The organism is Ruegeria atlantica (assembly GCF_013032505.1).
Classification (GTDB): domain Bacteria; phylum Pseudomonadota; class Alphaproteobacteria; order Rhodobacterales; family Rhodobacteraceae; genus Ruegeria; species Ruegeria atlantica_F.
In genome coordinates this window covers 60851-84151 of record NZ_WQCG01000006.1, presented here as the reverse complement: position 1 = coordinate 84151, position 23301 = coordinate 60851, and the positions used below count along the sequence as shown (strand labels likewise).

At 58.2% G+C, this 23301-nt stretch carries 23 protein-coding genes; 11 read left to right on the top strand and 12 right to left on the bottom strand.

The genetic code is table 11. The annotated features are described in order from the left end of the window. Positions 1-34 precede the first annotated feature (34 nt). Complete coding sequence (gene rarD, locus GOW92_RS19145; RefSeq protein ID WP_170563449.1) at positions 35-940, top strand: EamA family transporter RarD; 906 nt, start codon at positions 35-37, stop codon at positions 938-940. Here the strand turns inward: rarD and GOW92_RS19140 are convergent. Together GOW92_RS19140 and GOW92_RS19135 are read right to left on the bottom strand one after the other, a co-directional pair. Further along, positions 931-1641 carry an SGNH/GDSL hydrolase family protein gene (locus GOW92_RS19140; RefSeq protein WP_170563446.1) on the bottom strand — a complete coding sequence of 237 codons (711 nt, stop codon included), beginning with the start codon at positions 1639-1641 and terminating at the stop codon, positions 931-933. The genes rarD and GOW92_RS19140 overlap by 10 nt on opposite strands. A gap of 2 nt (positions 1642-1643) precedes the next feature. After that, positions 1644-2054, bottom strand: a complete 411-nt coding sequence (locus GOW92_RS19135; RefSeq protein WP_170563443.1) for a nuclear transport factor 2 family protein — start codon at positions 2052-2054, stop codon at positions 1644-1646. 97 nt (positions 2055-2151) lie between these two features. Here GOW92_RS19135 and GOW92_RS19130 point away from each other — a divergent pair, with 97 nt between their 5' ends. Further along, positions 2152-2799 (top strand): RluA family pseudouridine synthase, encoded by a 648-nt coding sequence (locus GOW92_RS19130; RefSeq protein WP_170563439.1) that lies wholly within the window; start codon positions 2152-2154, stop codon positions 2797-2799. A gap of 2 nt (positions 2800-2801) precedes the next feature. Here GOW92_RS19130 and GOW92_RS19125 read toward each other — a convergent pair whose 3' ends face one another. After that, positions 2802-2987: a hypothetical protein gene (locus tag GOW92_RS19125; protein WP_170563436.1), complete on the bottom strand. Its 186-nt coding sequence runs from the start codon at positions 2985-2987 to the stop codon at positions 2802-2804. A gap of 103 nt (positions 2988-3090) precedes the next feature. On the opposite strand from GOW92_RS19125, the gene GOW92_RS19120 reads away from it, so the two are divergent. The 4 genes from GOW92_RS19120 to GOW92_RS19105 all read left to right on the top strand — a co-directional run bounded on the left by GOW92_RS19120 (position 3091) and on the right by GOW92_RS19105 (position 6068). Then, entirely contained in the window at positions 3091-3780 is a 690-nt protein-coding gene (locus tag GOW92_RS19120) for a helix-turn-helix transcriptional regulator (RefSeq protein ID WP_170563433.1), read from the top strand. A 108-nt stretch (positions 3781-3888) separates the two neighbouring features. After that, entirely contained in the window at positions 3889-4560 is a 672-nt protein-coding gene (locus tag GOW92_RS19115; RefSeq protein ID WP_170563430.1) for an OmpA family protein, read from the top strand. Between the two features lie 115 nt (positions 4561-4675). After that, positions 4676-5218, top strand: coding sequence for an NADPH-dependent FMN reductase (locus GOW92_RS19110; protein ID WP_170563427.1), 543 nt, complete (start codon positions 4676-4678; stop codon positions 5216-5218). Positions 5219-5267: 49 nt separating this feature from the next. Further along, on the top strand, positions 5268-6068 hold the full coding sequence (locus GOW92_RS19105) for an FAS1-like dehydratase domain-containing protein (protein ID WP_170563424.1): 801 nt from the start codon (positions 5268-5270) through the stop codon (positions 6066-6068). Here GOW92_RS19105 and GOW92_RS19100 read toward each other — a convergent pair. Beyond that, complete coding sequence (locus tag GOW92_RS19100) at positions 6060-7100, bottom strand: NAD(P)/FAD-dependent oxidoreductase (RefSeq protein ID WP_170563422.1); 1041 nt, start codon at positions 7098-7100, stop codon at positions 6060-6062. The two genes, GOW92_RS19105 and GOW92_RS19100, sit on opposite strands and share 9 nt — an antisense overlap. Positions 7101-7149: 49 nt before the next feature. On the opposite strand from GOW92_RS19100, the gene mnmD reads away from it, so the two are divergent. Both mnmD and GOW92_RS19090 read left to right on the top strand, forming a co-directional pair. After that, entirely contained in the window at positions 7150-7815 is a 666-nt protein-coding gene (gene mnmD / locus GOW92_RS19095) for a tRNA (5-methylaminomethyl-2-thiouridine)(34)-methyltransferase MnmD (RefSeq protein ID WP_170563419.1), read from the top strand. Next, positions 7812-8681, top strand: coding sequence for a DMT family transporter (locus GOW92_RS19090; protein WP_368040308.1), 870 nt, complete (start codon positions 7812-7814; stop codon positions 8679-8681). Before mnmD ends, GOW92_RS19090 begins: the two co-directional genes overlap by 4 nt. On the opposite strand, the gene GOW92_RS19085 is transcribed toward GOW92_RS19090, so the two are convergent. Next, positions 8655-10619, bottom strand: a complete 1965-nt coding sequence (locus tag GOW92_RS19085) for a lytic transglycosylase domain-containing protein (RefSeq protein ID WP_170563417.1) — start codon at positions 10617-10619, stop codon at positions 8655-8657. The genes GOW92_RS19090 and GOW92_RS19085 overlap by 27 nt on opposite strands. 133 nt (positions 10620-10752) lie before the next feature. On the opposite strand from GOW92_RS19085, the gene dapA reads away from it, so the two are divergent. Beyond that, the gene (gene dapA / locus GOW92_RS19080) at positions 10753-11625 is read left to right on the top strand and encodes a 4-hydroxy-tetrahydrodipicolinate synthase (RefSeq protein ID WP_170563414.1); all 873 of its coding nucleotides are present in this window, start codon (positions 10753-10755) and stop codon (positions 11623-11625) included. 130 nt (positions 11626-11755) lie between these two features. On the opposite strand, the gene GOW92_RS19075 is transcribed toward dapA, so the two are convergent. The 7 genes from GOW92_RS19075 to GOW92_RS19045 form a co-directional block, all read right to left on the bottom strand. Continuing rightward, positions 11756-12628, bottom strand: coding sequence for a dimethyl sulfoxide reductase anchor subunit family protein (locus GOW92_RS19075; RefSeq protein ID WP_170563412.1), 873 nt, complete (start codon positions 12626-12628; stop codon positions 11756-11758). Beyond that, a complete protein-coding gene (locus GOW92_RS19070; RefSeq protein ID WP_170563410.1) occupies positions 12628-13377 on the bottom strand; it encodes a 4Fe-4S dicluster domain-containing protein in 750 nt (249 codons plus the stop codon). Before GOW92_RS19070 ends, GOW92_RS19075 begins: the two co-directional genes overlap by 1 nt. Before the next feature lie 91 nt (positions 13378-13468). Next, the gene (locus GOW92_RS19065; protein ID WP_170563407.1) at positions 13469-16288 is read right to left on the bottom strand and encodes a molybdopterin oxidoreductase family protein; all 2820 of its coding nucleotides are present in this window, start codon (positions 16286-16288) and stop codon (positions 13469-13471) included. A gap of 24 nt (positions 16289-16312) precedes the next feature. Next, positions 16313-17326, bottom strand: a complete 1014-nt coding sequence (locus tag GOW92_RS19060) for a YeiH family protein (protein WP_254453094.1) — start codon at positions 17324-17326, stop codon at positions 16313-16315. A 120-nt stretch (positions 17327-17446) separates the two neighbouring features. Further along, positions 17447-18460, bottom strand: coding sequence for a phosphate acetyltransferase (gene pta, locus GOW92_RS19055; RefSeq protein WP_170563401.1), 1014 nt, complete (start codon positions 18458-18460; stop codon positions 17447-17449). 4 nt (positions 18461-18464) lie between these two features. Next, positions 18465-20243 (bottom strand): sulfoacetaldehyde acetyltransferase, encoded by a 1779-nt coding sequence (xsc, locus tag GOW92_RS19050; RefSeq protein ID WP_170563397.1) that lies wholly within the window; start codon positions 20241-20243, stop codon positions 18465-18467. Between the two features lie 124 nt (positions 20244-20367). Next, a complete protein-coding gene (locus GOW92_RS19045) occupies positions 20368-21828 on the bottom strand; it encodes a PLP-dependent aminotransferase family protein (protein WP_170563394.1) in 1461 nt (486 codons plus the stop codon). 134 nt (positions 21829-21962) lie between these two features. Here GOW92_RS19045 and GOW92_RS19040 point away from each other — a divergent pair, with 134 nt between their 5' ends. Then, a complete protein-coding gene (locus GOW92_RS19040) occupies positions 21963-22271 on the top strand; it encodes an ArsR/SmtB family transcription factor (RefSeq protein WP_170563391.1) in 309 nt (102 codons plus the stop codon). Beyond that, positions 22264-23292, top strand: coding sequence for a permease (locus GOW92_RS19035; protein ID WP_170563388.1), 1029 nt, complete (start codon positions 22264-22266; stop codon positions 23290-23292). Before GOW92_RS19040 ends, GOW92_RS19035 begins: the two co-directional genes overlap by 8 nt. Positions 23293-23301: the final 9 nt, after the last annotated feature.

Here is a 23301-nt window from a genome sequence, read left to right as displayed (position 1 = left end):
CTTATAGAAAAACGGTATCAGCCGGAGTTCCATGATGGCGAAAGCCGCGACGTCACCCCAGAATGAGGACACGCCAAAGGGTCTTGCCCTTGCAGTTACCGCTTACACACTTTGGGGTTTCTTGCCGCTTTACATGAAAGCTCTGGCGCATATCGGACCAGTTGAGATCGTGGCCCACCGGATTGTTTGGTCGGTTCCTGTGGCCGGGCTGTTGCTGGTGGCGCTGGGGCGGACCAAGGATCTGAAAGCTGCGCTACAGAATCCGAAAATGCTGGGTATGGCCTGCCTGACTGCGGCTTTGATCTCGGTGAACTGGGCCATTTACGTGTGGGCCATAGCCAGCGGCAATGCGCTGGACGCAGCGCTGGGTTACTATATCAACCCATTGTTCAGCATTGCGCTGGGTGCGGTCCTGCTGCGCGAGCCTTTGAACCGCACGCAGATGGTGGCGGTTGGTTTGGCCGCATTGGGCGTTTTGGTGTTGGTTGTCGAAGCCGGACGGCTTCCATGGGCTGCGCTTGCCCTGACCGTTAGTTGGGGGTTTTACGCGTTCTTCAAACGCTCGTTGCCCATAGGTCCCAATCAGGGATTTCTGCTTGAGGTCCTGATCCTGTTGATCCCCGCCTTGGTTTACATCACCTGGTTGGGGGCAAAAGGAACTGGTCACTTCGGCGCTGCCGCCGGGGACACCATGCTGCTTGCTTGCGCTGGTATCGTCACGGCTGTTCCTTTGCTGGTCTATGCCAACGGGGCGAAACTGGTTCGGCTGTCCACAATGGGGATCCTGCAATATATCGCTCCGACGATGATCTTCATCACCGCTATCACCGTGTTTGGCGAACAGATCGACCGGGGGCGCATGATCGCCTTTCCGCTGATCTGGGCGGCGCTGGTGGTTTACACGATCCCGATGATCCGTCAGATGCGGGCTCAGAGCTGACGCAGCAGGTCGGCGGCGGCCTCCGCCCACAAGCGATAGGCTTTCGGGCTTGGGTGATATCCGTCCGGAGCAGCAAGCGCCGGGTCATCCGGAAACTCCAACGGCAGGTGGCGGGCTTGCGCGAATGCCGACGCGGCGGTTTGTAATCCCTGATCCAGCCGGGCAGCCTGACGGCCCAGCACCCACGCGAGTGGCTGAGGCAATGCCGGAAATCGGTTCATTTGCGGTACCGCAGTCAAGACGATGCGGCGCACACCCAGATTGTCCGTCAGATGGTTCAGCAGTTGGATCTGTAAAGCTGTGAACCTTTGCCGGGAAACACCACGCGTGACGTCGTTTACACCCAAGGCTGTCACGGCAGCATCAAAACGGCCTTCAAGTCGGTTCAGTCGGTCCAGCGTATCCTGTGTTGTATGGCCTGTCGTTGCTTCAAGTTGCCATTCCACGCTGTAGTGGCGTGCCAATTGTTGAACCAAAAATCCCGAAAGCGCCTGTTGTTGTCGGCCAGCACCAACGCCGGCTGCCGAGCTATCGCCTGCGATTAGCAACCGCAACCGGGGGCCGCGCCCTTCGCGCCCTTGTCGAGGGCCCGAGGGTTCTGGAAGTTGTTGCGCGTTTCGGCGCACGGAAACCGCCTGGGCTGCCAGAACCGGCAGCAGCGGCACGCGCAAGATCTGATCCGCGGCAATCCGGCTGGGCATGTTCAACTGAGCGCGTTTTTGTATTCGAGGAATCTGGGGTCTGTCATCACACGGGCCATCATGGCCTCGCGTAGGGCACCAATGGTTTTGTAGGGCCGCATGACAACTTCGAAGTTCTGGATCAGACCGTCGTCATTCAGAGTGATCAGGTCGACGCCAACCGCATCTAAATCTCCGACCTTGCACTGAAACTCCAGCGCCCAGTCTTTGCCTTCACCCATGATCCGGCGATAGCGAAAATCGGAAAACACCTGTCCCACATGGCCCAGAACGGCCGCCACCGGCTCGCGCCCGGTCCAGGTGCTGTAGTAGGTGGGCGGCGAAAACTGTACGTCTTCGGCCAGCAATTCGTGGATCAGGCTTTCATCGCCCTTGGCGACAACGTCTTGCATGCGCGCGATTGTGGGGTGCATGGGTTCTCCTCCGCTTTGGGTCCGAGATTTGCTGAACCGTTTCGTTCAGGCAAGCCCGACGTTGCGGGAACCAAATCCGTGCGTTAGGCAGGCGCGCATGAGCGAAACCTATAATCCCCCGAAAACGCCTTTGGATGTGCTGCATGAAGATGTGCAGCTTATCGTCGTCAATAAGCCCTCGGGTCTGTTGTCAGTACCGGGACGTGGTGCGCATCTGGCCGATTGCCTGCTGACCCGTGTACAGGCGGCTTTTCCGCAGGCTTTGTTAGTGCACCGGCTGGATCGGGATACGTCAGGTGTCATGGTGTTTGCCCAGTCGCCGCACGCACAGCGCCATCTGAGCATGCAATTCGAGAAACGCCAGACCCGAAAAACTTATGTTGCGCGCGTTTGGGGTCGGATCGAGCAAAAGACCGGAACCGTTGATCTACCGTTGATTGTAGATTGGCCAAACCGACCGCTTCAGATGGTCTGTCATGAGACTGGCAAGCCTGCTGTCACTGACTGGCGATTTGTAAAGTACGAGGGCGAGACGACGCGCGTCCGGTTGTTCCCTAAAACGGGCAGATCGCATCAGTTGCGCGTTCATATGCAAGCATTGGGTCATCCCATTCTGGGCGATCCGTTCTACGCCGACGGACCTGCGCGCGATTTCCCGCGTCTGATGCTGCACTCTGAGGAATTGCGCCTGAAAAACCCCGAGGGCGGAGTTTCGATGAAATTCCGCGCCCCGGCTGATTTTTGACCTCAGGCCGTGCTCGTCCACAGAATCTTGAGGTTGCCCAGTGAAAACCGTCTGGTCCGTTTGCGGGGCGCGCAGGGCTGACGGGCGGCCATGATTTCGCGTTCAATCTCGAAGGCGCGCAAGGTGTGATCCTGTGCCCAGCGGTCCAGTTTCAATGTCATCATCACGTGATTGTCGAGGTATGGCATGGTCGACCTCCTTTGGTTCGTTTCCCAAAGATCGCAGATCACTCCTGACACCACCCTGTCAGTGGGGTGTGCTAGGATGTCAGCAGACCGCCCGGAGAACTTTATGCGCCGCTCGACCCGCCTTTTTGAAATCATCCAGATCCTGCGTTCGGCCGAAATGCCTGTGACGGCTGAGGCGCTTGCAGAAAAACTGGAAGTGTCTGCGCGCACCGTCTATCGCGACATTGCAGCGTTGCAGGCGCAACGCACCCCGATCGAGGGTGAGGCTGGCGTGGGGTATCTGATGCGGCGTGGGTACGACCTGCCTCCTTTGAATTTCGATTCGGAAGAGGTCGAGGCACTGTGGGTTGGTCTGTCGATGCTGGCGCGCACGGGGGACAGTACCCTGCAACAGGCGGCGGACCGGGTATGTCGCAAGATCGACGCTTTGCGCGCGCCTGCGGATTGGCTGCAGGTCGCCCCATGGGGCGCACCGATGGATGATCCTGCCAAAGGGTGCGTGCCCGTCGTGAACTATCGCGAGGCCATTCGCGCAGAACGCAAAATTCGCATCACCTATGTGAGTGCCGAAGGCGAACGGACGGAACGGATCGTCAGGCCTGTTGCCCTGATCTATCACATCGAATGCACGATGCTTGCAGCGTGGTGCGAGATGAGGAATGGGTTTCGCCATTTTCGCACAGATCGCATTTGGGCCTGCGAGCTGACAGACGATCATTTCTGCGGACAAGGAGAGCCCCTGCGGGCGATCTGGCAGGATCAAAACCAATGGGATCCTGCCGAACGGCGGTAATTTGCCGACTTCACCCGATTGTTGCTTGAGCCTATGTTGAGGTGACGCGATATACTGCGCCAAACAAAGCGGGTCCGGTGAACGGACCCCAGAGCAGAAGGTGAATTCATGACGATTTCCAAGAGTGTTCTTGCCGCTGGGCTGTGTTCGGCCCTGTTTTTGGGCGCCTGTACGGACCCCGGTACGCTGAACTTGCCCTCAGACCCGAACCAAAACACGAAGCAGGGCGCGATCCTTGGCGGTCTGATTGGTGCAGGTGTCGGCGCTATTGCCAATGGATCTGATCCACTTTTGGGGGCCGTGGCCGGCGGAGCAATCGGTGCAGCAGGAGGCGGCCTGATAGGCAACCAACTGGATAAACAAGCAGCGGAACTGCGTCAGCAACTTGCCAACCAAGGCATCATCGTTACCAACGCGGGCGACCGGCTTATTGTGACCGTACCGAATGATATCACCTTCGACACCGACAGTTCGACCGTGCGTCCGGCATTAAGGGCCGATCTGGTCCGGGTGGGGCAGAATTTGGTGAACTACCCCAACTCGAACGTGCAGGTCATCGGCAATACCGACAGTGACGGCGATGCTGCGTATAATCAGGGCCTGTCCGAACGCCGTGCGCGGTCTGTCGCGGATATTCTTCAGGCAAATGGCGTAAGCGGTGCACGTATCTCAACCATCGGTCAGGGCGAAAACCGCCCCATTGCGTCGAACCTGACGCCCGAAGGGAAGGCGCAGAACCGCCGGGTTGATATCGAGATCATCCCCAACGGAAACACTTAACGACATGGGCACTTTCGGGTGCCCATTTTTCGCACATTGACTGCGCGTCATCCGGTCTTTGGTGCACGCGAAAGTTACGCTAGCTATTGGGAAACACCTGAACCGGAGTTTCCCAATGTCTGACCCGATCCTTCTGAGCCTGTCCGGCTCATTGCGCCAAAGCGCGACCAACCGCAAATTGCTGCGCGAAGCGGCCCGGCTGTTCGAGCCGGGGACACATATCGAAGCCGATCTGAACCTGCCGCTTTACGATGGTGATCTTGAGGATGGCGAGGGCATTCCTGCCGCAGTGCAAACCTTGTCCGATCAGATCGCGCAGGCTGATGCAGTGATCATTTCGACCCCGGAATACAACAAAGGCCCGTCGGGAGTTCTGAAAAACGCTTTGGACTGGGTCAGTCGAACCGACGGTCGCCCATGGGCCGACAAGCCGGTTGCCGTGATGTCCGCCGCCGCAGGGCGTGCGGGTGGCGAGCGGGCGCAGATGGTTCTGCGCGGCTATATGGTTCCCTTCCAACCGCGCATCCTGCAGGGGCCAGAGATTCATCTCGCCAGCAGTTCGAACGAGTTTGACGAGCACGGCAAATTGCTGAGCGACCGTTACGAAAGTTCTTTGCGGACACTCATGCAGAAACTGCGTGCTGAGGCTGGGTTCTAAGATCGAGAGGCTGCTTGCCGGGTCTGGTCCGTCTGCATAGTCTGCCGCCATGACTGACGAAATACAGACCGATGTGATGGACCCGGCCCGAGCCTCTGCGCTATTGGTAGCGCTTGGCTCCCATAAGAAATTCGAAGCGGGCGATCACCTGCCGCCATTCTTTCACCAACTGTATTTCTGGTCGCCGCAACCGCCTGCTGCCTTAGGACGAGACGGGCACCCAAAGGTTGGTGACAGTCTGATCCCAGATATGGGCCTGCCGCGCAGAATGTGGGCTGGCGGCCGTCTGCAATTTCACATGCCGTTGGTCGCGGGCGCAAAAGCCACGCGCCAGTCTGTGTGCCAAAGCGCGACGACAAAAGTTGGCCGGACCGGTCCGTTGGGGTTTGTCACCTTGCGGCACGACATTTCTCAGGACGGTCAATTGTGTCTGAGCGAATGGCAGGATCTGGTTTATCGGCAGGACCCATCGGACACGGATATCCAAGCCAAACCGCCTGTGGCACGCACCGATGAAACCGACCGTCGCGAGATTAAATTCAACAGTACATTGCTTTTTCGATACTCAGCGCTGACCTTCAATGGGCATCGTATCCACTATGATCTGGATTACGCACGTGATGTCGAGGGGTATGACGGTTTAGTTGTTCACGGCCCATTACTGGCACAACTCTTGATGCTATTTGCCGAAGAACTAATGGGTTCTTTGGCCGAGTTTTCGTTTCGCGCTTCGTCGCCGGTGATGCATTTTGAGACGGCAATACTGTGCCGGAACGGCCATGCGATGTGGGTGCGCGGGCCAGATGGGCGGCAATGCATGTCCGCCGAAGCTGTTCCGCGATCAGAGTGAGGCCTCGGGCCGAAAATCGCTCGGGATTGTATCCTGATCTTCAAGAATAAGACTCGCCATGACCTCGGCCACTTTCGGTGCCATGCCAAAACCGATTTTGAAGCCACCATTGGCGATGAAATGCCCTTTGTGAAGAGGGTGCGCGCCCAGCATCGGAGCGCGGCTTTTGCCGCGGGGCCGAACGCCCGCCCAACGTTCTATGACTTCGGCGCCATGCAGGACAGGAACAGCTCGCATCGCCCGGTCCAAAACGTCGTCCAGGGCTGCATCTGTGCTGGTCGGGTCGTTATATTCACGCTCGGACGTAGAACCGATCGCCAATGTCCCATCCGCATGCGGCACGAAGTGGATCGCGTCCGCAAATAGCTGCGGAACCTCTCCTGCATCAAACCGCAGCAATGCGGCTTGCCCCTTGACGCCGTTGCCAACGGTTTTGCCATAAGCTTCGGTCAGTTCCTGCAGGCCGGCAAGGCCGGTGGCATGGACAACCTGCCCGCGGTCCGGTGCGTCTGCCACGACCTCGACCCCCATCACCGCCAGTGCGGCAACCAATGCAGCACAGGCCCGGCGGGGATGCATGCGTGCGCTGAGGGTATCATGGATGACAAAGCCCGTAGGGCTGGGTGGGCACCATGAACCGATTGCGGCTGTTTCAACAACGTTCCATTCGGCGCGGGCTTGCCACAGTTCCGCTGCTGTGATGGCGCGCGCATGGGCAAGTTCCAGCGTTCGGGTGTCGATGATAGGTTGCAACCGTCCCAACCGCGCATATCCGGGTGAGACGCCGCCTGTGGCCTCGACCTGTTTCCAGAATGGTTCGGCCATGATCAGGCTGTCGAACTGAAACGCCTTCTTGGCATTCCAGTTTTCAGGCACATGCGGTGCCAGAGCGCCAACCAGACCGCCGCTGGATCCGGCTCCGGGACCAAAAGGGTCGACGATCTGCACCTTTGCGCCACGCCGCGCGCAGGTCCAGGCGATAGACAGGCCGAAAATTCCTGCACCGCGCACCGTCACATCGACCATTGCCATTCCCCTTTACCTTGTTCAGTGTCGCGCCGCTTAGCTACAGGATTCCCCGATGGCAGACCAGCGCGCCGAACTGACATGGACTGAGGATCAGATCCCCGTCTCGGATCGTTTCGACGACCCGTATTATTCGTTGCAGAACGGGCTGGAAGAGACGCGTCACGTGTTTCTGGCTGGCAATGACCTGCCCGCGCGCTTCGCGTCGGGATTTCACATCGCCGAACTTGGCTTTGGGACCGGGCTGAACATGCTGACCGTCTGGTCCGAATGGGAACGATCAGGCCAAACGACGCCTCTGACTTTTACCAGTTTCGAAGCCTACCCGATGGAGCCCGCCGACATGTCCCGCGCTCATACTGCATTCCCTTCTGTTGCGCCGTGGTCGGAACGTTTTCTAGCGCATTGGCAGGGTGGCACGTGCGATCTGGGTACCTTGCGGCTTGAGGTTGTTGAAGGCGATGCGCGCCAAACCCTGCAAGCATGGGACGGTGCTGCTGATGCGTGGTTTTTAGATGGGTTCTCTCCGGCCAAGAATCCGGAACTATGGAATGCAGATCTAATGCAACAGGTAGCCGACCACACGGTCGCTGGTGGTACGGCGGCGACATACACCGCCGCCGGATTCGTGCGGCGGGGGCTTGTGGATGCTGGGTTCACCGTCACCCGCTCGCAAGGTTATGGCCGCAAGCGCCACATGACACGGGCGATCAAATCGTGACGCAGCAGAACAATACGCGCGCCGGGATTGCGTTGATGATCGGGGCGACCATCGTCTTTGCACTGCAGGACGGTATCTCGCGCCATCTGGCAGGAACCTACAACACCTACATGGTCGTGATGATCCGGTATTGGTTCTTTGCCGCCTTTGTCATCGCTTTGGCCGCACGCGCGCCCGGCGGATTGAAGGCCACCACGCAAACAAGTCAGCTAAAGCTGCAGGTATTTCGAGGCGTGCTGCTGGCGGCCGAAATTTGCGTTGCGGTGTTCAGCTTCACGGTTCTGGGTCTGATCGATGCGATGGCAGTGTTTATCTGCTATCCGTTGCTGGTCGCCGCACTCAGTGGGCCGGTTCTGGGCGAACAGGTTGGCTGGAGGCGCTGGGCCGCGATCGGCGTTGGGTGCATCGGCGTTCTTATCATTCTGCAGCCCGGTGTGGGGGTGTTTAATCCTTGGGCTGTTGTTCCACTGATTTCTGCCCTGATGTTTGCGATCTATGGTCTGCTGACCCGGTATGTTTCGCGCCGTGACAGTTCAGCCACCAGCTTTTTCTGGACAGGTGTCAGCGGTGCCGTTGTCATGACCCTGGTCGGGATGTGGTTCTGGGAGCCTATGGTCCAAACGGATTGGGTCTGGATGGCGTTGTTATGCGTGAGCGGCGTTCTGGGGCACTGGTTGCTAATCAAGTGCTATGAAATGGCAGAGGCTAGCGCAGTGCAACCCTTCGCATATTTCCATCTCGTCTGGAGCGCGATTCTGGGGATCTCGATCTTTGGCGAAACGCTGCGCCCCGAAGTGGTCATAGGCGCAGCGCTGGTTGTCGCCGCCGGGTTGTTCACCCTATGGCGCGAAAGACGCCAGAGTTGATCCGACCAGTTCCTGCGAAAACGGAATTGGCAGGGCAGGTTGGCCAAGCCGGGCGCGATAGACGGGCAGGCTTTCTGCCACCCGCATAACGTAGTTGCGGGTCTCGCTGAACGGGATCGTCTCAATCCAGTCGACGACATCGATTTCGCCTGCGCGCGGATCGCCATAGCGATCCATCCACGAAATCGGCCGACGTGGACCCGCGTTATATCCTGCGGCCATCATCACGATGTTTCCGTTAAAATCTGCAGCCAGACTGGACAGGTAGTTCGCACCCAGCTTCGCGTTGTATTGCCAATCCGAGGTCAACTTGATCGTCTTATGACCACTGAGGATTCCCAGTTCTTTTGCCACCAGCTTGGCAGTAGCAGGCATAACCTGCATCAGCCCGCGCGCGCCGGCACCGCTGATCACAACCGGATCGAACTCGCTCTCCCGCCGGGCAATGGCAAGCGTCATTTCCTTGGCCATGGGCAACCCCATGTCGGCGACCGGGTGTACAGGGTAATATGCGGCCGGTAGAACCAAGCCGACCGTTGCCGCACGTTTGGCGATCATCACGGCAAGATGAGGCTGCTTCAACTCGATTACCAGATCACCCAACTGATTTGCCTGAACCGGGTCCAGCCCTTCAACCAAATGGGTCAGGAAACGCTCGGCCAGGTTGTCTTCATCTGCCTTTAACAACAAAAGCCCTGCTTCCAATACGCTGGAATCAGAAAACTCAGCCTGTTTCCAGTGTGGCGCGCGACGGGGGTTAGACAGTTCACTATCGAAAGGACGCCCGATTTGCTCTGCCGCCAGTAGTCCGTAGAACGAGGTCTGGTAATCCGCACCCATCGCATAGGCTTCATAGGCCTTTTCGGCATCCCCTTGCGCCGCATAGGCGCGACCCAGCCAATACCCGCCGCGCCCCTTCGAGATCGGCGATTTCACCGCTTCCGAGAAATTTTGGAAATGCCGGACCGCTGTGGCCGGGTCGTTCAGCTTTCGCAGGGCCAGAAACCCGGATAGCCACTCCAAATCCGCATATCCATAACCCATTTCAGGCGTCATATGATGATTGGCGGCAATCTGGTAGGCGCGGTTCTGGTCCCCATTCCGCATCTCAAGCCGGGCTAACCGGCGACGGCCTTCTGCCCATTTGTCAGGTTCACCCAACGCATCAGGACCGGTTGAGCGTGCCAGCATGAGATCAATCGCGCTGTCGTCCAGTTCTTTCTTATCGCGCCAGACGAACCTGTCGAAGGCCAGCCCCGGAGAGTCGAGCAGCGATTTCGGGACTGCCGCCACTTTGGTGTCTACGCCGGGTTGCCGTTTCTGAAGGCTGATCCGCGCCTCTGCCAGTTTTCGTTGATCGGTGCTGACCAAAGGAAGCATCTGACCGGCGCTGACAAGGTGATTGTCCCACAGCATCCGATCCAGACGCGCAGCGTGATGGGGTTTCAGCAATTTGCCAAAGTTTTCGAGATAGTCCTTTTGCAGACCCGCGCCCATCGGCATCGTCCGCCACGCGGTGACGATATCGGCCTCGGCGTCGCCCGGCCGCCCTTTTGCCTTCAATGCAACCGCATAGTTTAAAGCACCTTCTGCGGATTGCGGTGGTTGTTCGGCATAGAACGAAAGGACACGGTCCGGATCTGCGCCGGTGAAGGCGGGCTCACTTTTGCGCCTTAGCCAGGCCAAACCGGGCCAATCTGGACGACGATCCAAAAACACCAAAACATCGCCCGAGCTGCCAAACCCTTGGCGTAGCCAGTGCCAGACTATGATGTCCCTGGAAACCGAACCGCGCGCACCTGACACACGCAGGGCTTCGTTCCAATCCCCCTTGCGCATTTCATTCATACCGGCCCGCAGATCACCCGCGGCATCGGCCCGAACATGTGTGCCCGAAATCAGAATCACGACCGTCAAAAACGCCAGAAAGCGTGTCATCCCTTGCATTCCCCAACCAACCAAGGATACAGCCATTCAGGATAAAGCTTGCGTCGCCGGGTTCAACTCAAGAACGTCAGAATTCTGGCAAACCGAGGCGTAAAAAATACAAACTGCACCTAAGGAGCGTGTCATGTTCAAAGGCTCTATGCCAGCCCTCGTCACCCCGTTCGAAAACGGCGAGTTGGACCTGAAGACGCTCAAACACTTGGTGGAATGGCAGATTCAGGAAGGTTCCACCGGGTTGGTTCCCGTCGGCACCACCGGAGAAAGCCCAACGCTGAGCCACGAAGAGCACGAGACCGTTGTCGAAGAGGTTGTCAAAACCACGGCTGGTCGCGTTCCCGTTATTGCAGGTGCAGGGTCAAACAACACCGTTGAGGCCATTCGGTTCGTGCGATTCGCGCAGAAGGTAGGTGCCGACGCTGCTCTGGTCGTGACGCCTTATTATAACAAGCCCACGCAAAAGGGCCTGCTGATGCATTTCCGCGCGCTGCATGATTGCGCGGATATTCCGATCATCATCTACAATATTCCCGGTCGATCGATCATCGACATGACGCCCGAAACCATGGGCGAACTGGCGAAATTGCCGCGTATTGTTGGTGTAAAGGACGCGACCGGCGATCTGGCACGTGTCAGCCAGCAGCGTGCCTCCTGCGGCCCGGACTTCTGTCAGTTGTCTGGCGAGGACGCGACTGCGCTAGGGTTCAACGCCCACGGTGGTGTTGGCTGCATCTCAGTCACGGCCAATGTCGCGCCCAGACTGTGTGCTGAATTCCAGCAGGCCACGCTGAACGGCGACTACGCCAAAGCGTTGGAGTATCAGGACCGCCTGATGCCGCTGCACGAAGCGATCTTTATCGAGCCCGGCCTCGTGGGTGCAAAATACGCGCTCAGCAAATTGGGCCGTTGCAGCGAAGAGGTCCGCTCGCCCTTATCCGGGCTGGAAAGCAGTACCAAATCCGCGATCGACGCGGCGATGGAACATGCAGGCCTGATCTAAGACGAATTCAAAATAACAAAAGGCGGCCTCGAACCTCGAGAGCCGCCTTTTTTTGTGCCTGATCCAGACTTCCTCTGGCCCAAAACATCCCAGGGGGAGTCGCAGCTTGCCGCGACAGGGGCAGAGCCCCCTATCGTTTTCCGTAATACAGTCCGACCACGTGTTCGGCTTGTGCGAAGAACAGCCAGCGCGATGTGGCAACGCCTGCAAGGTGCGATACCACGGCCAACAGCGCAATGAAGTGGCCGAATGGTAGCAGCAGCAGGACAACCGGCAGGACAAACGCCAACACAAACGAGATGATGCGCAGCTTTTCGGCATGCTTGCGGCCAACGACGTGAACGAATTCGCGTAGCAGATAGTTGGTGCCAGTATGAGGAGGTTCAAACGCACGTACTGCACCTCTGTCGCCCAGTCCGGTGGCTGTGCCCAGATTGGTGCCGGACTCCTCCAGCGCTTTATCGCCCTTTTTCCAATACAGGATCTGCACCAACGCCGCGATCAGCAGCAGCGGCAGCGCTATTCGGACTTGTCCGGCCAGGAGGGCACCGCCCGCAAGGCTGAAGCTGAGGAACATGGCCGGAGTCAGGTTCATGTTCCAGCGGGGAATAGTTTTGAGCTGCGTGTAGATCATCGACGTTGTGAACACGGTTGCCAGAGAAAACAGGGCGCCGATCCAGCCAAGAAGGCTCCAGCGTTGGCCCAGAAAGATAACGCCAATCGCATAAAGCCCCATGACAATCAGGGCGATGACGGCACACCAGCCTTCACGGCTGAGCCAGCTTGTTTTCCATTGCGTGAACGCCTTCCAGGCCCGTTCTGGGTGTCCGAGGTGGAAGGTGGAAGCCATCAGACCACCTACGGCCAGGGCGTATGCGATGGCAAAAAAGACAAATGCCACCCATCCGGACACATCCGGCAGCCCAAGACCCAGAAAGAACAGCAGGCCAAAGCCAAGACCCGACAGGGTGGTGAAGATAATAACAGAGGGTGCTGGATGCATCAGAGCTTCTCCAAGGTCTTGTCCAGCCAGCTAAGGAACCCTTTGGGTTCTTCAGCGACCGGTGCCAGCAGCGGAGCCAGGATGTCGATTTGGTCTTCGACCTTATCCTTGGGCCGTGGTGGCAGGTATTTGTTGACGGGTTTGGTGCCCATTTCAGGCATCAGGTCCATGCCCCCGCGTTCTGCGACCAGCTTGCTGACATCGCTGTCCGGGTCTCCCAGGTCGCCAAAGTGACGTGCCCCGGCGGGGCAGGTGCGAACACAGGACGGAACACGGTCTACTTCGGGAAGGTTCTCGTTGTAGATACGGTCTACACAAAGGGTGCATTTCTTCATCACCCCTTCGGCCTGATCCAGTTCCCGCGCGCCATAGGGGCAGGACCACGCGCAGAGGCCACAGCCGATGCAGTCGCTCTCATTGACCAGAACGATGCCATCCTCGACCCGCTTGTAGCTAGCGCCTGTAGGGCAGACGGTGACGCATGGTGCGTCCTCGCAATGCAGGCAGGATTTGGGGAAGTGGATCAGCTGGGCGTGACCTTCGGCCGGCTGCACCTCGTAAGAGTGCACGCGGTTCAGGAAGGTGCCCGACGGGTTGGCCCCGTACGCGTCCTGATCCGAGAGTGGCGCGCCGTAGTTTTCGGTGTTCCAACCTTTGCATGAGATGACGCAGGCGTGACAGCCAACGCAAGTGTCCAGGTCGATGACCAGACCCATCTTGCGATCAGTGGATGTGGGGAGCTGGGTCATGATTACCTTGCCTCCGCGTTTGTGGTGAGGGCGGGTTGGGGTGCTGCCCCGGACCCCGAGATATTTTTAGCCAGATGAAGTGTGGATCGGATCATTTGCCCACCTTCCATGCTAAGTCTTTTGGTCCAGTTCCGACCGGAGATTCGATCGGTGGGAATTCCGGCTGGCTTTGTGCATCCGTAGGTGCGTCTGCTTTTTCGATCTTCACTTTGAGGTCGAACCATGCGGCCTGACCGGTGATCGGATCGGAATTCGCCCACCGCAGGCCGTCACCTTTAGGCGGCAACAACTCGTGGATCAAATGGTTGAGCAAGAAGCCTTTGGTGGCTTCGGGCGCGTCGTCCTGCAAAGCCCAGGCACCTTTGCGTTTGCCGATCGCATTCCACGTCCAGACAGTGTTTTCGTTCAGCGCCGCCATTTCCATGACCGGCACCGTGATCTCACCATGCGGAGAAGTCACTTTTGCCCAGTCGCCATCCTGCAGCCCATGCTCGCGCATCAGCTTGGTCGGGACGTAGAGCGGGTTGCGGCCGTGCAGCTGACGTAGCCACGCGTTCTGAGTACCCCAGCTGTGATACATCGCCATGGGGCGCTGTGTCAGAGCATTGACTGTGAAACCTTCGTTCCCGGTCTGGTCGGTTTCGTACCAGATGGGCATCGGGTCCAGGGTTTCCTTGATCCGCTCGCGCAGGTGCTCGGGCGGCTGACGCTCTCCATGGCCCTCGGCGGCGAGTTGGAATTTACGCATCGGTTCGGAATACAGTTGGAATAGATATGGCTGCGGGCTGTCATAGATGCCCATGCCGACCGCCCAATCCTGATAGGCTGTGTTCCATGGCTTGTAGTAATCCGCCCCTTCCGGGATGTGTGCCACGTAAAAACCGCCGTTTTCGATATAACGGTTCAACTGATCAGGGTTGACCTCGCCACGGCCTTCCTTGTCGCCATTCTTGCCGCGGAAACCGGCCAGCGGACCGATGCCGGGCTTACGCTCGTGATTGACGATGTAGTCGGCGTAATCCACCCATTTGGCGGAGCCGTCTTCGTTGGTGAAGCCCGGCAGGCTTAGGCGATTGGCCAGTTCGATCAACGCCGACTGGAAGCCTTTGACATTCCGGTCGGGTTCAATCACCGGCCAGCGGATTGCGTCGGCTGCTGCATCCGCTTCGCAGATCGGGCGATCGAGAAGCGAGATACAATCGTGACGCTCAAGATACGTGGTATCGGGTAGGATCAGGTCGGCATAGGCAACCATTTCCGACGAATAAGCATCGGAATAGATGATGCGCGGGATCACATAGTCGCCGTTCTCATCCTTGTCCGTCAGCATCTCCATGACACCCTTGGTGTTCATGGTCGAGTTCCAGGACATGTTGGCCATATACATGAAAAGCGTGTCGATCTTATAGGGATCGCCCGCATGGGCGTTCGAGATCACCATATGCATCAGTCCGTGGCTGGACATCGGGTTTTCCCAGGTGAACGCCTTGTCGATCCGCGCCGGGCTGCCGTCTGCTTTCAGCGCCAGATCATCCGGTCCTTGAACAAAACCCAGATGCGGGCCGTCCAGCGGCGTGTTCGGGGTCACCTTGCAGTGAGGTTTCGGGTGCGCCTCGACCGGCTTGGGATAGGGAGGTTTAAAACGGAAGCCGCCCGGAACCTCGACCGTGCCGAGGATGATCTGCAGCACGTGCAGCGCGCGGCAGGTCTGGAAACCGTTGGCGTGGGCCGAAACACCGCGCATGGAGTGCATCGCCACAGGGCGGCCGATCATCTTGGTGTGCTTTTCGCCGCGGAAATCAGTCCATTCGCGATCCAGCTCGAACGCTTCGTCAAAGGCAACACGGGCCAGTTCTCCCGCGATGGCACGGATGCGGGTGGCGGGGATGCCGCACTGCTCGGCCACGGCCTCGGGCGCGTACTCGTCGCTGAGGTAGCGCTCGGCCATCAGGTGGAAAACGGGGCGGTGTGTGACGCCGTCTTTCTCGTAGGTCGCTGACAGGTCAGGGCGGACGCCCGGTTTGTCGAACGCCGTCAACTCGCCCGAGTTACGGTCGACAACCAACGGCTTGCCGTCTTCATCGCGTAAGAACAGACCCTTGGTCGGACCCTCCGAGGCATCAATCAGAACCGGCGCGTTGGTATAGCGGCTGAGATAATCCAGATCGATCTTGCCAGCTTTCATCAGCACGTGGATCATTGACAGGATGAATAGGCCGTCGGTGCCGGGAGTGATCCCGACCCAGTCATCAGCAACGGCGTTATAGCCGGAACGGATGGGGTTGACGCCGATAACCCGTGCGCCACGTGCCTTGATCTTACCGATGCCCATCTTGATCGGGTTGCTGTCGTGGTCTTCGGCCACACCGAACAGCATGAACAGCTTGGTGTGATCCCAATCCGGCTGTCCGAACTCCCAGAAGGCGCCGCCCATCGTGTAGATGCCGCCCGCCGCCATGTTCACGGAACAGAAGCCACCATGCGCCGCATAGTTACAAGTGCCAAAGTTTTGCGCCCAGAAGCTGGTAAAGCTTTGGCTTTGGTCCCGGCCAGTGAAAAACGCCAGTCTCTCGGGGTTGTCCTCGCGGACCGGCTTGAGCCAGCCAACGGCGATGTCCAACGCCTCGTCCCAACTGATTTCTTCGAACTGGCCCGAGCCACGCGGACCGACGCGTTTCAGCGGCGCTCGTAGGCGTGACGGAGCATTGACCTGCATGATCCCTGCTGATCCCTTGGCGCACAAAACGCCCTTGTTCACCGGGTGATCGCGGTTGCCTTCGATATAGGCAACCTTGCCATCTTTCATGTGCACATTGATCCCGCAGCGGCAGGCGCACATGTAGCACGTCGTTTTACGAACCTCGTCCGATACCTCGGGCGATGTTTCGATTTGGGGTTGCTGGAATGTCATCTGGCCTCCCTGGTTGAGCTTTTGTCAGGACAATATTTTTATCCCTGCGAGGATTAGTCCTGCGATGAACACAGTTTCGAGCACGATCAGAGCGATTGCAGCGCCGCCGACCGAAAGAATTTGCCTGAGATTGGTCTTCATACCAACCGCAGCGATCGCGGTTAGCAACAGCCAGCGCGAAAATTGACCCAGAAATTCACCAACCTGCACGGGAATGAACCCCGCCGAGTTGAGGCCGGCCAGAATGAGAAACGCGATGACGAAACCGGGCAGGATCGGTGGGCGTTTCCCGTTTTTGGGCAGTTCCGCGAAATTGCGAATCATGATGGACGCAATCAGTACGATCGGAGCAAGCATCGCCACCCGAATGAGTTTGACCAGCGTGGCGGTTTCACCGGCGGCATCAGAGATTGAGAACCCGGCCCCGACGACCTGAGCAACATCGTGAATGGTTCCACCAAGGAACACACCAGCCTCAAGCGGGTTAAGACCAAGCCGGTTGACGATGATCGGGTACACGATCATTGCGATGGTCGACAAAACCGTGACGCCCAGAACCGTGAAGATAAGCCTTTCTTCGGATCGTTCGTCGCGTGGAAGAATAGCGCTGATCGCCATGGCGGCCGATGCACCGCAGATTGCAACCGATCCAGCAGTCAAAAGGGCGAAGCGCCACTTGTGACCAAACAGCGGCGCGACAAGAAAACCGAACAGGATGGTCGCGATCAGCCCGCCGATGACAAGAGCAATCAGCTGGGGTCCAAGGCCTATCATCAGTACCATAGAAACACGAACACCCAGCAGGGCGACACCAACCCTGAGCAGGGTCTTTGATGTGAAAGCAATGCCTGCCACAGCCTTGCCCTCTTCGGCCAGAAACCCGACTGCGATACCCAGCAGCAACGCCAACAGCATAGCTGGCGTCGCGTAGTGATCCGCCAGGAATTGCGCCGTCACAGCTACGATGATCGAAACCGCTATGCCCGGAAAAAGGGTTCGGATCGTCTCAGCCGAGACGACGTCCAATGGGTTGCGCATTTTTGGTTTAGCCAGCATCTGTCCGACGTTCTTTCTTTTGTCTTTCGCGTCATTTTCGGTTCGGTTGCCTGGCATAAGCAAGATGGACTATGGACCAGCGCTTTGCTTGGATTGTTATCCCTATGACTTGGTTTGGTTGTGATCAGCCTGCACTGCGGTTACCGCGATCATGTGCAGAACATCTTCGGCGGAACATCCGCGAGAAAGGTCATTGGCCGGTTTCGCCAGCCCCTGCAGAACCGGGCCTATTGCCTCGGCACCACCAATACGCTGAGCGATCTTGTAGCCAAGATTGCCCGCGTCGAGGTTAGGAAACACAAAGACATTCGCTTCGCCCCGCAAAGGTGACTCTTTTGCTTTCTTCGCGGCCACCTCGGGGACGAATGCGGCGTCGAATTGCAATTCACCGTCGATCAGTAAATCGGGATCGGCAGCTTTTGCGATCCGTGTGGCCTCGCTGACTTTCGTGACCTTCGGGTGATTGGCGCTGCCGCCCGTTGAAAAGGACAGCATCGCAACGCGGGGCGTCTCGGCGGTAAGGGCCTTGTAGGATGCGGCGGACGCGCGAGCGATTTCGGCAAGTTCCTGTTCGTTCGGGTCAACGACCAGGCCGCAATCGGCAAAAATGTGGGCACCACGGACAGTGTGATGATCGCGGCAATAGAGCATCAGAAAGAAGCTGGAAACCATGGCCGCGTCAGGCGCTTTGCCGATGATCTGCAATGCGGCGCGCACAGTGGCCGATGTGGTTTCAACAGCCCCGCCGACGGTTCCGTCGGCAATACCGGTGTGAACCAGCATCGCCGCATAGTTCAGGCGGTGTTTGACTTCTTCGGCTGCCTTTTCAGGCGTCATGCCTTTGTGCTTGCGCCGCTCATAAAGTTCAGCTGCAAACGCTTCTGCGTGGGGAGAGCCGGACGGATCGTGAATTTCGATGCCGTCGACATCCTGACCAGCCTGTTCGGCCAGCAGGGCAGTTACTTTGGCTTTGTCACCGACCAGAATGATGCGCGCGACACCTTCCTTGCGGGCTTTCAAAGCACCTTCAACAACACGTGGATCATCGCCCTCAGCAAGGGCGATGATCTTGTCGGAGCTGCTGGCAGCTCCGAGAATTGTGCGCAGTGGCTTCACGCGCTTATGCTCCGGCCTGAGGCGTCATGTCTGCGTCAGAAACGCCGGCAACGGCGACAGGCTTCTTCATGGCGTCACGACGGAAGGGCTCACCCAGTTCCTGGTTGATCAGAGCTTCGATCAACGTGGTGGTGCCGTTCTTCTGGTCCTCGATCGCCTGGTTCAGCGCCGCGGTCAGCTCGTCCTGCGTGCGTGCAACCACGCCTTTCAGGCCACATGCTTTGGCGATACCAGCATAGGAAACCTGAGTGTCCAGCTCGGTGCCAACAAAGTTGTCGTCGAACCACAGAGTCGAGTTACGCTTTTCGGCACCCCACTGGTAGTTGCGGAAGACGATCTGGGTCACAGCAGGCCATTCCGAACGGCCAATTGCGGTCAGTTCGTTCACGGCGATACCAAATGCGCCGTCACCTGCGAAACCAACAACCGGAACCTCCGGCTGGCCGATTTTCGCGCCAACGATGGCAGGCAGACCGTAACCACAGGGGCCGAACAGGCCAGGTGCCAGGTACTTGCGGCCCTCTTCGAAGGACGGGTACGCGTTGCCGATGGCGCAGTTGTTGCCGATGTCGGACGAGATGATCGCCTCTTTCGGCAGTGCGGCCTGAATTGCGCGCCATGCCATGCGGGGGCTCATCCAGTCAGGCTTGGCTGCACGTGCACGCTCGTTCCAGGTGGTGCCTGGATCGTCGTCCTCGTGAGTCATCGAGGTCAGTTCCTGCGCCCATGCAGATTTCTTCTGGGCGATGCGGTCCTTACGCTCCTGACGGCCTTCGTCACCTGCGGTATCGCTCAGGCGGGACAGGATGCCGTTGGCAACTTTGGCGGCGTCGCCAATGATGCCGACGCTGACATCTTTGGTCAGGCCGATGCGGTCAGGGTTGATGTCGACCTGAATGATCTTCGCATTTGCGGGCCAGTAGTTGATGCCATAGCCGGGCAGGGTCGAGAACGGGTTCAGACGGGTGCCCAGAGCCAGAACAACGTCCGCTTCCGAGATCAGTTCCATACCGGCTTTCGAGCCGTTATAGCCAAGTGGGCCAGCAAACAGCGGGTGCGAACCGGGGAAGGCGTCGTTGTGCTGGTAGCCAACGCAGACCGGTGCGTCCAGACGCTCGGCCAGAGCTTTCGACGCTTCGATACCACCTTCGGCCAGAACAACGCCGGCGCCGTTCAGGATGACAGGGTTCTTTGCGTTCGACAGCATCTCAGCCGCCGCAGCAACTGCATCTTCGCCGCCGGAAGGACGTTCGAATTCAACGATCTTGGGCAGTTCGATGTCGACAACCTGGGTCCACATGTCACGCGGGATGTTCAGCTGAGCTGGTGCGCTGGCGCGCTTGGCGTTCATGATCACGCGGTTCAGAACTTCGGCAACGCGCGACGGATCACGGACTTCTTCCTGGTAGGCAACGCAGTCTGCGAACATACGCATCTGCTCCATCTCCTGGAAGCCGCCCTGACCGATGGTCTTGTTGGCCGCCTGCGGAGTGACCAGCAGAACCGGAGTGTGGTTCCAGTATGCGGTTTTCACAGCGGTCACAAAGTTGGTGATGCCGGGGCCGTTTTGCGCGATCATCATCGACATTTTGCCGGTGGCGCGGGTGTAACCGTCAGCCATCATGCCGCCAGAGCCTTCGTGGGCGCAGTCCCAGAAATTGATTCCCGCCTTCGGGAACAGGTCCGAAATCGGCATCATGGCCGAACCGATGATACCGAACGCATGTTCGATACCGTGCATTTGCAGAACCTTAACAAAGGCCTCTTCAGTGGTCATTTTCATCTGAGTGTTCTCCGCACAATTGAAGAAAGGTTCGGGCACAGCACCCGCCTTTGATACGGTTTTGGCGCATGGGGCGAAGCGGCGTTAGGGCCAGAACGTTAACCGGGATATGTCCAGAGGCGTGTTAGGCTGACCGAATGGCATCCGCGATCAATTTCACACCGGGCGCGATACGATCCCGGCCGATGGACGAGTATCCAAGGCGATAAAAATTGCGCGGCCGGTGCGGTCCGTTGAAGAACGGAGCGCCTGGCTCGATATGCACGCCCTGGCTTTGCAGCTTTTGGGCAAGTTTGGTTGTGTCCACCCGCTCAGGCGCGGACATCCAAAGTGACGAGCCGCCCATGATTCCGCGCCCGGCAACTGTAAGCCCGTACTGTTCGACAGCTGTATCCAACGCTTCGCGCCGCCGCGCCAGGGTTTTGGACATACGCCGAATCTGAGCGTCGTAATGGCCCAACGACAGAAAATAGGCCGCAGTGCGCTGGATATGACCCGGCGGATGGCGCAACACCAAGGAACGCAGGGCGCGGGCTTCGCGGATAAAGGGCTCGGACCCGACAATGTAGCCAAGGCGCAATCCGGGAAACAATGACTTTGAGAAGCTGCCCACGTAAATCACCCGCCCGTCGCGATCCATCGACTTGAGGGCCGGTGAAGGGGATCCCAGAAAGGCCATTTCAAACTCGTAATCGTCCTCGACCACCATAGCATCCAGTTCACGGGCGCGTTTCAGCAGCTCGTAGCGGCGTTCAACGGGCATGGTTGCCGTTGTCGGGCTTTGATGGCTGGGGGTGGTGAAAATTACGTCTGTTTCGTCAGGTAGCGCATCCGGGGTCAGACCGTCGCTGTCGACGGCCAGCGGCGACACCTTGCAATCGGAGTGATTCAACAGATCCCGCAGCGCATAGTAACAGGGGTCTTCAATCACAGCTGTGCGGTTGCGGTTCAAAAGAATGCGTGAGGCCAGCCAGAGCGCGTTTTGCGCGCCCATTGTGATCAGGATCTCTTCGGGGCGGGCAGCGATTCCACGTCGTGGCAACGTGTGACGGGCGATGAATTCGATCAGCAGCGGATCATCCTGATCCATGTAGTCCCCGGTCAGTGAGGCAAAATCTTTATGACCCAGTGCCCGAACCGCACAGAGACGCCAGTTTGCATGGTCGAACAGTTTCCGATCTGCCTGACCATAGATGAACGGGTACTTGTATTCGCGCCAGTTGCTGGGCTTTGGAAGCACGTCCCCATCCGAGAATCTGCGCGCAAGCGCCGCGCTCCAGTCGACGTTTTCATCGCGCTTCTGAACGGGCGAATATTTCGGGGGTACGGGCGCGTTTTGCGACACGAAATACCCCGACCGGCCTTTGGCCGTAAGGTAGTCATTAGCCAGCAGTTCCGTGTAGGCCAGTGTTACCGTAATCCGGCTAACACCCAGATGCGCCGCCAGTTTTCGCGACGAGGGCAGCTTTTCGCCAACATGGAACCTGCCAGACAGGATGCCTTCGGCAATCATCTGCTGGATCTGCGCCTGCAGCGTGCCTTGTCCGTTCAGTTCCAGAAAGAATGTGTCGACCGATATTCCCATAGCGCCTTATAGGGTGGACTTAAGGTGAGGGCAATCTGGACTTAATTTCGTTTCGAGAATTCGTGAACAAGGCAGTTGACTAAAAAGAACGACTAACCTAAATAACTAGAAATCTAGTTTAATGGAGAAAGCAGATGTGGGAAACAGCTGCAGCAGGATTTTCGGCCATGGGCTCTGAAGCGCGGCTAAAGGTTCTGAAGACCCTGGTCAGGGCTGGTGAAGCGGGCCTGACCGTCGGAGAAATTCAAAATCGCACAGGAATCGCGCCTTCGACATTGGCCCACCACCTTCGGTTCCTCGCGGCGGGTGGAGTTGTCGAGCAAGAGAAAGTCGGGCGCGTCACTATCAACCGAGCAAATTACAATGAATTGAGAAACCTCGCGCAGTTCATCCTTAGCGAATGCTGTGCAGACGAAGTGGGAAAGGCCGCGAACGATGGCTGAATTGACACAAAACCCAAAGGCACCGGTGAAGGTTGCCGTTGATTGGATCAAAACCCCCTGGGCAGTGATCGTGGTCATTCTGGCGCTTGTCGCCATTCTGGACCCTGGCAACTGGGGCGAGGTCGTAACCTTTGCAGGCAAAGCTCTTGCTCACACTGGCCAGTATATTCTGTTCGCCGTCTTGCTGCTGTCCTACCTCAAGGCAACGGGTGCCGAAGTAATGGTGGCCCGCGCATTCGAAGGGCGTGAGACACGCATGATCTTTCTTGCGGCGCTGTTTGGCGGGCTCGCCCCCTTCTGTTCCTGCGAGGTCATTCCATTCATTGCTGGATTGCTGGCCCTTGGCGCACCGCTGTCTGCCGTCATGGCATTCTGGCTCAGCTCACCCCTGATTGACCCACCCACCTTGTTGATCACTGCAGGTGCACTAGGCTGGCCATTTGCGATCGGTAAAGCCGTCGCAGCGGTTGCATTGGGTCTGTTTGGCGGGTTTGTCGTCCGTGCCCTGATGCGCAGCGGGGCCTTTGCCCAGCCGCTGCGTGAATACAAGCCAACTGGATGCGGTTGCGGCCCCAAACAGGACGACAAACCGATCTGGAAGTTTTGGCAGGAGCCCGAGCGCCGTCAGCGGTTCCGTTCCGAATTCGTTCACAACGGCTTGTTCCTGCTGAAATGGCTGGCGTTGGCCTATGTGCTTGAGGCGCTGTTGGTTAGCTACGTTCCCGCTGATCTGATCGCGCGTGTGGTCGGTGGCGAGGGGGTCGTTCCCATTGTCATCGCAGCCCTGGTCGGGATGCCTGCCTACCTGAACTCCTACGTTGCACCGCCTCTGTTGGCAGGGTTGACGGAACAGGGGATGAGCGCAGGGGCTGCCATGTCCTTTATGGTCGCAGGTGCTGTCAGTTCAATCCCGGCGATGGCTGCTGTCTGGTCGCTGGTCAAACCACGGGTCTTTGCGACCTATCTGGGGTTGGGCATTACCGGCGCAATCGTCGCAGGTATCCTGTTCCAGATGGTCTGAAATGAAAAC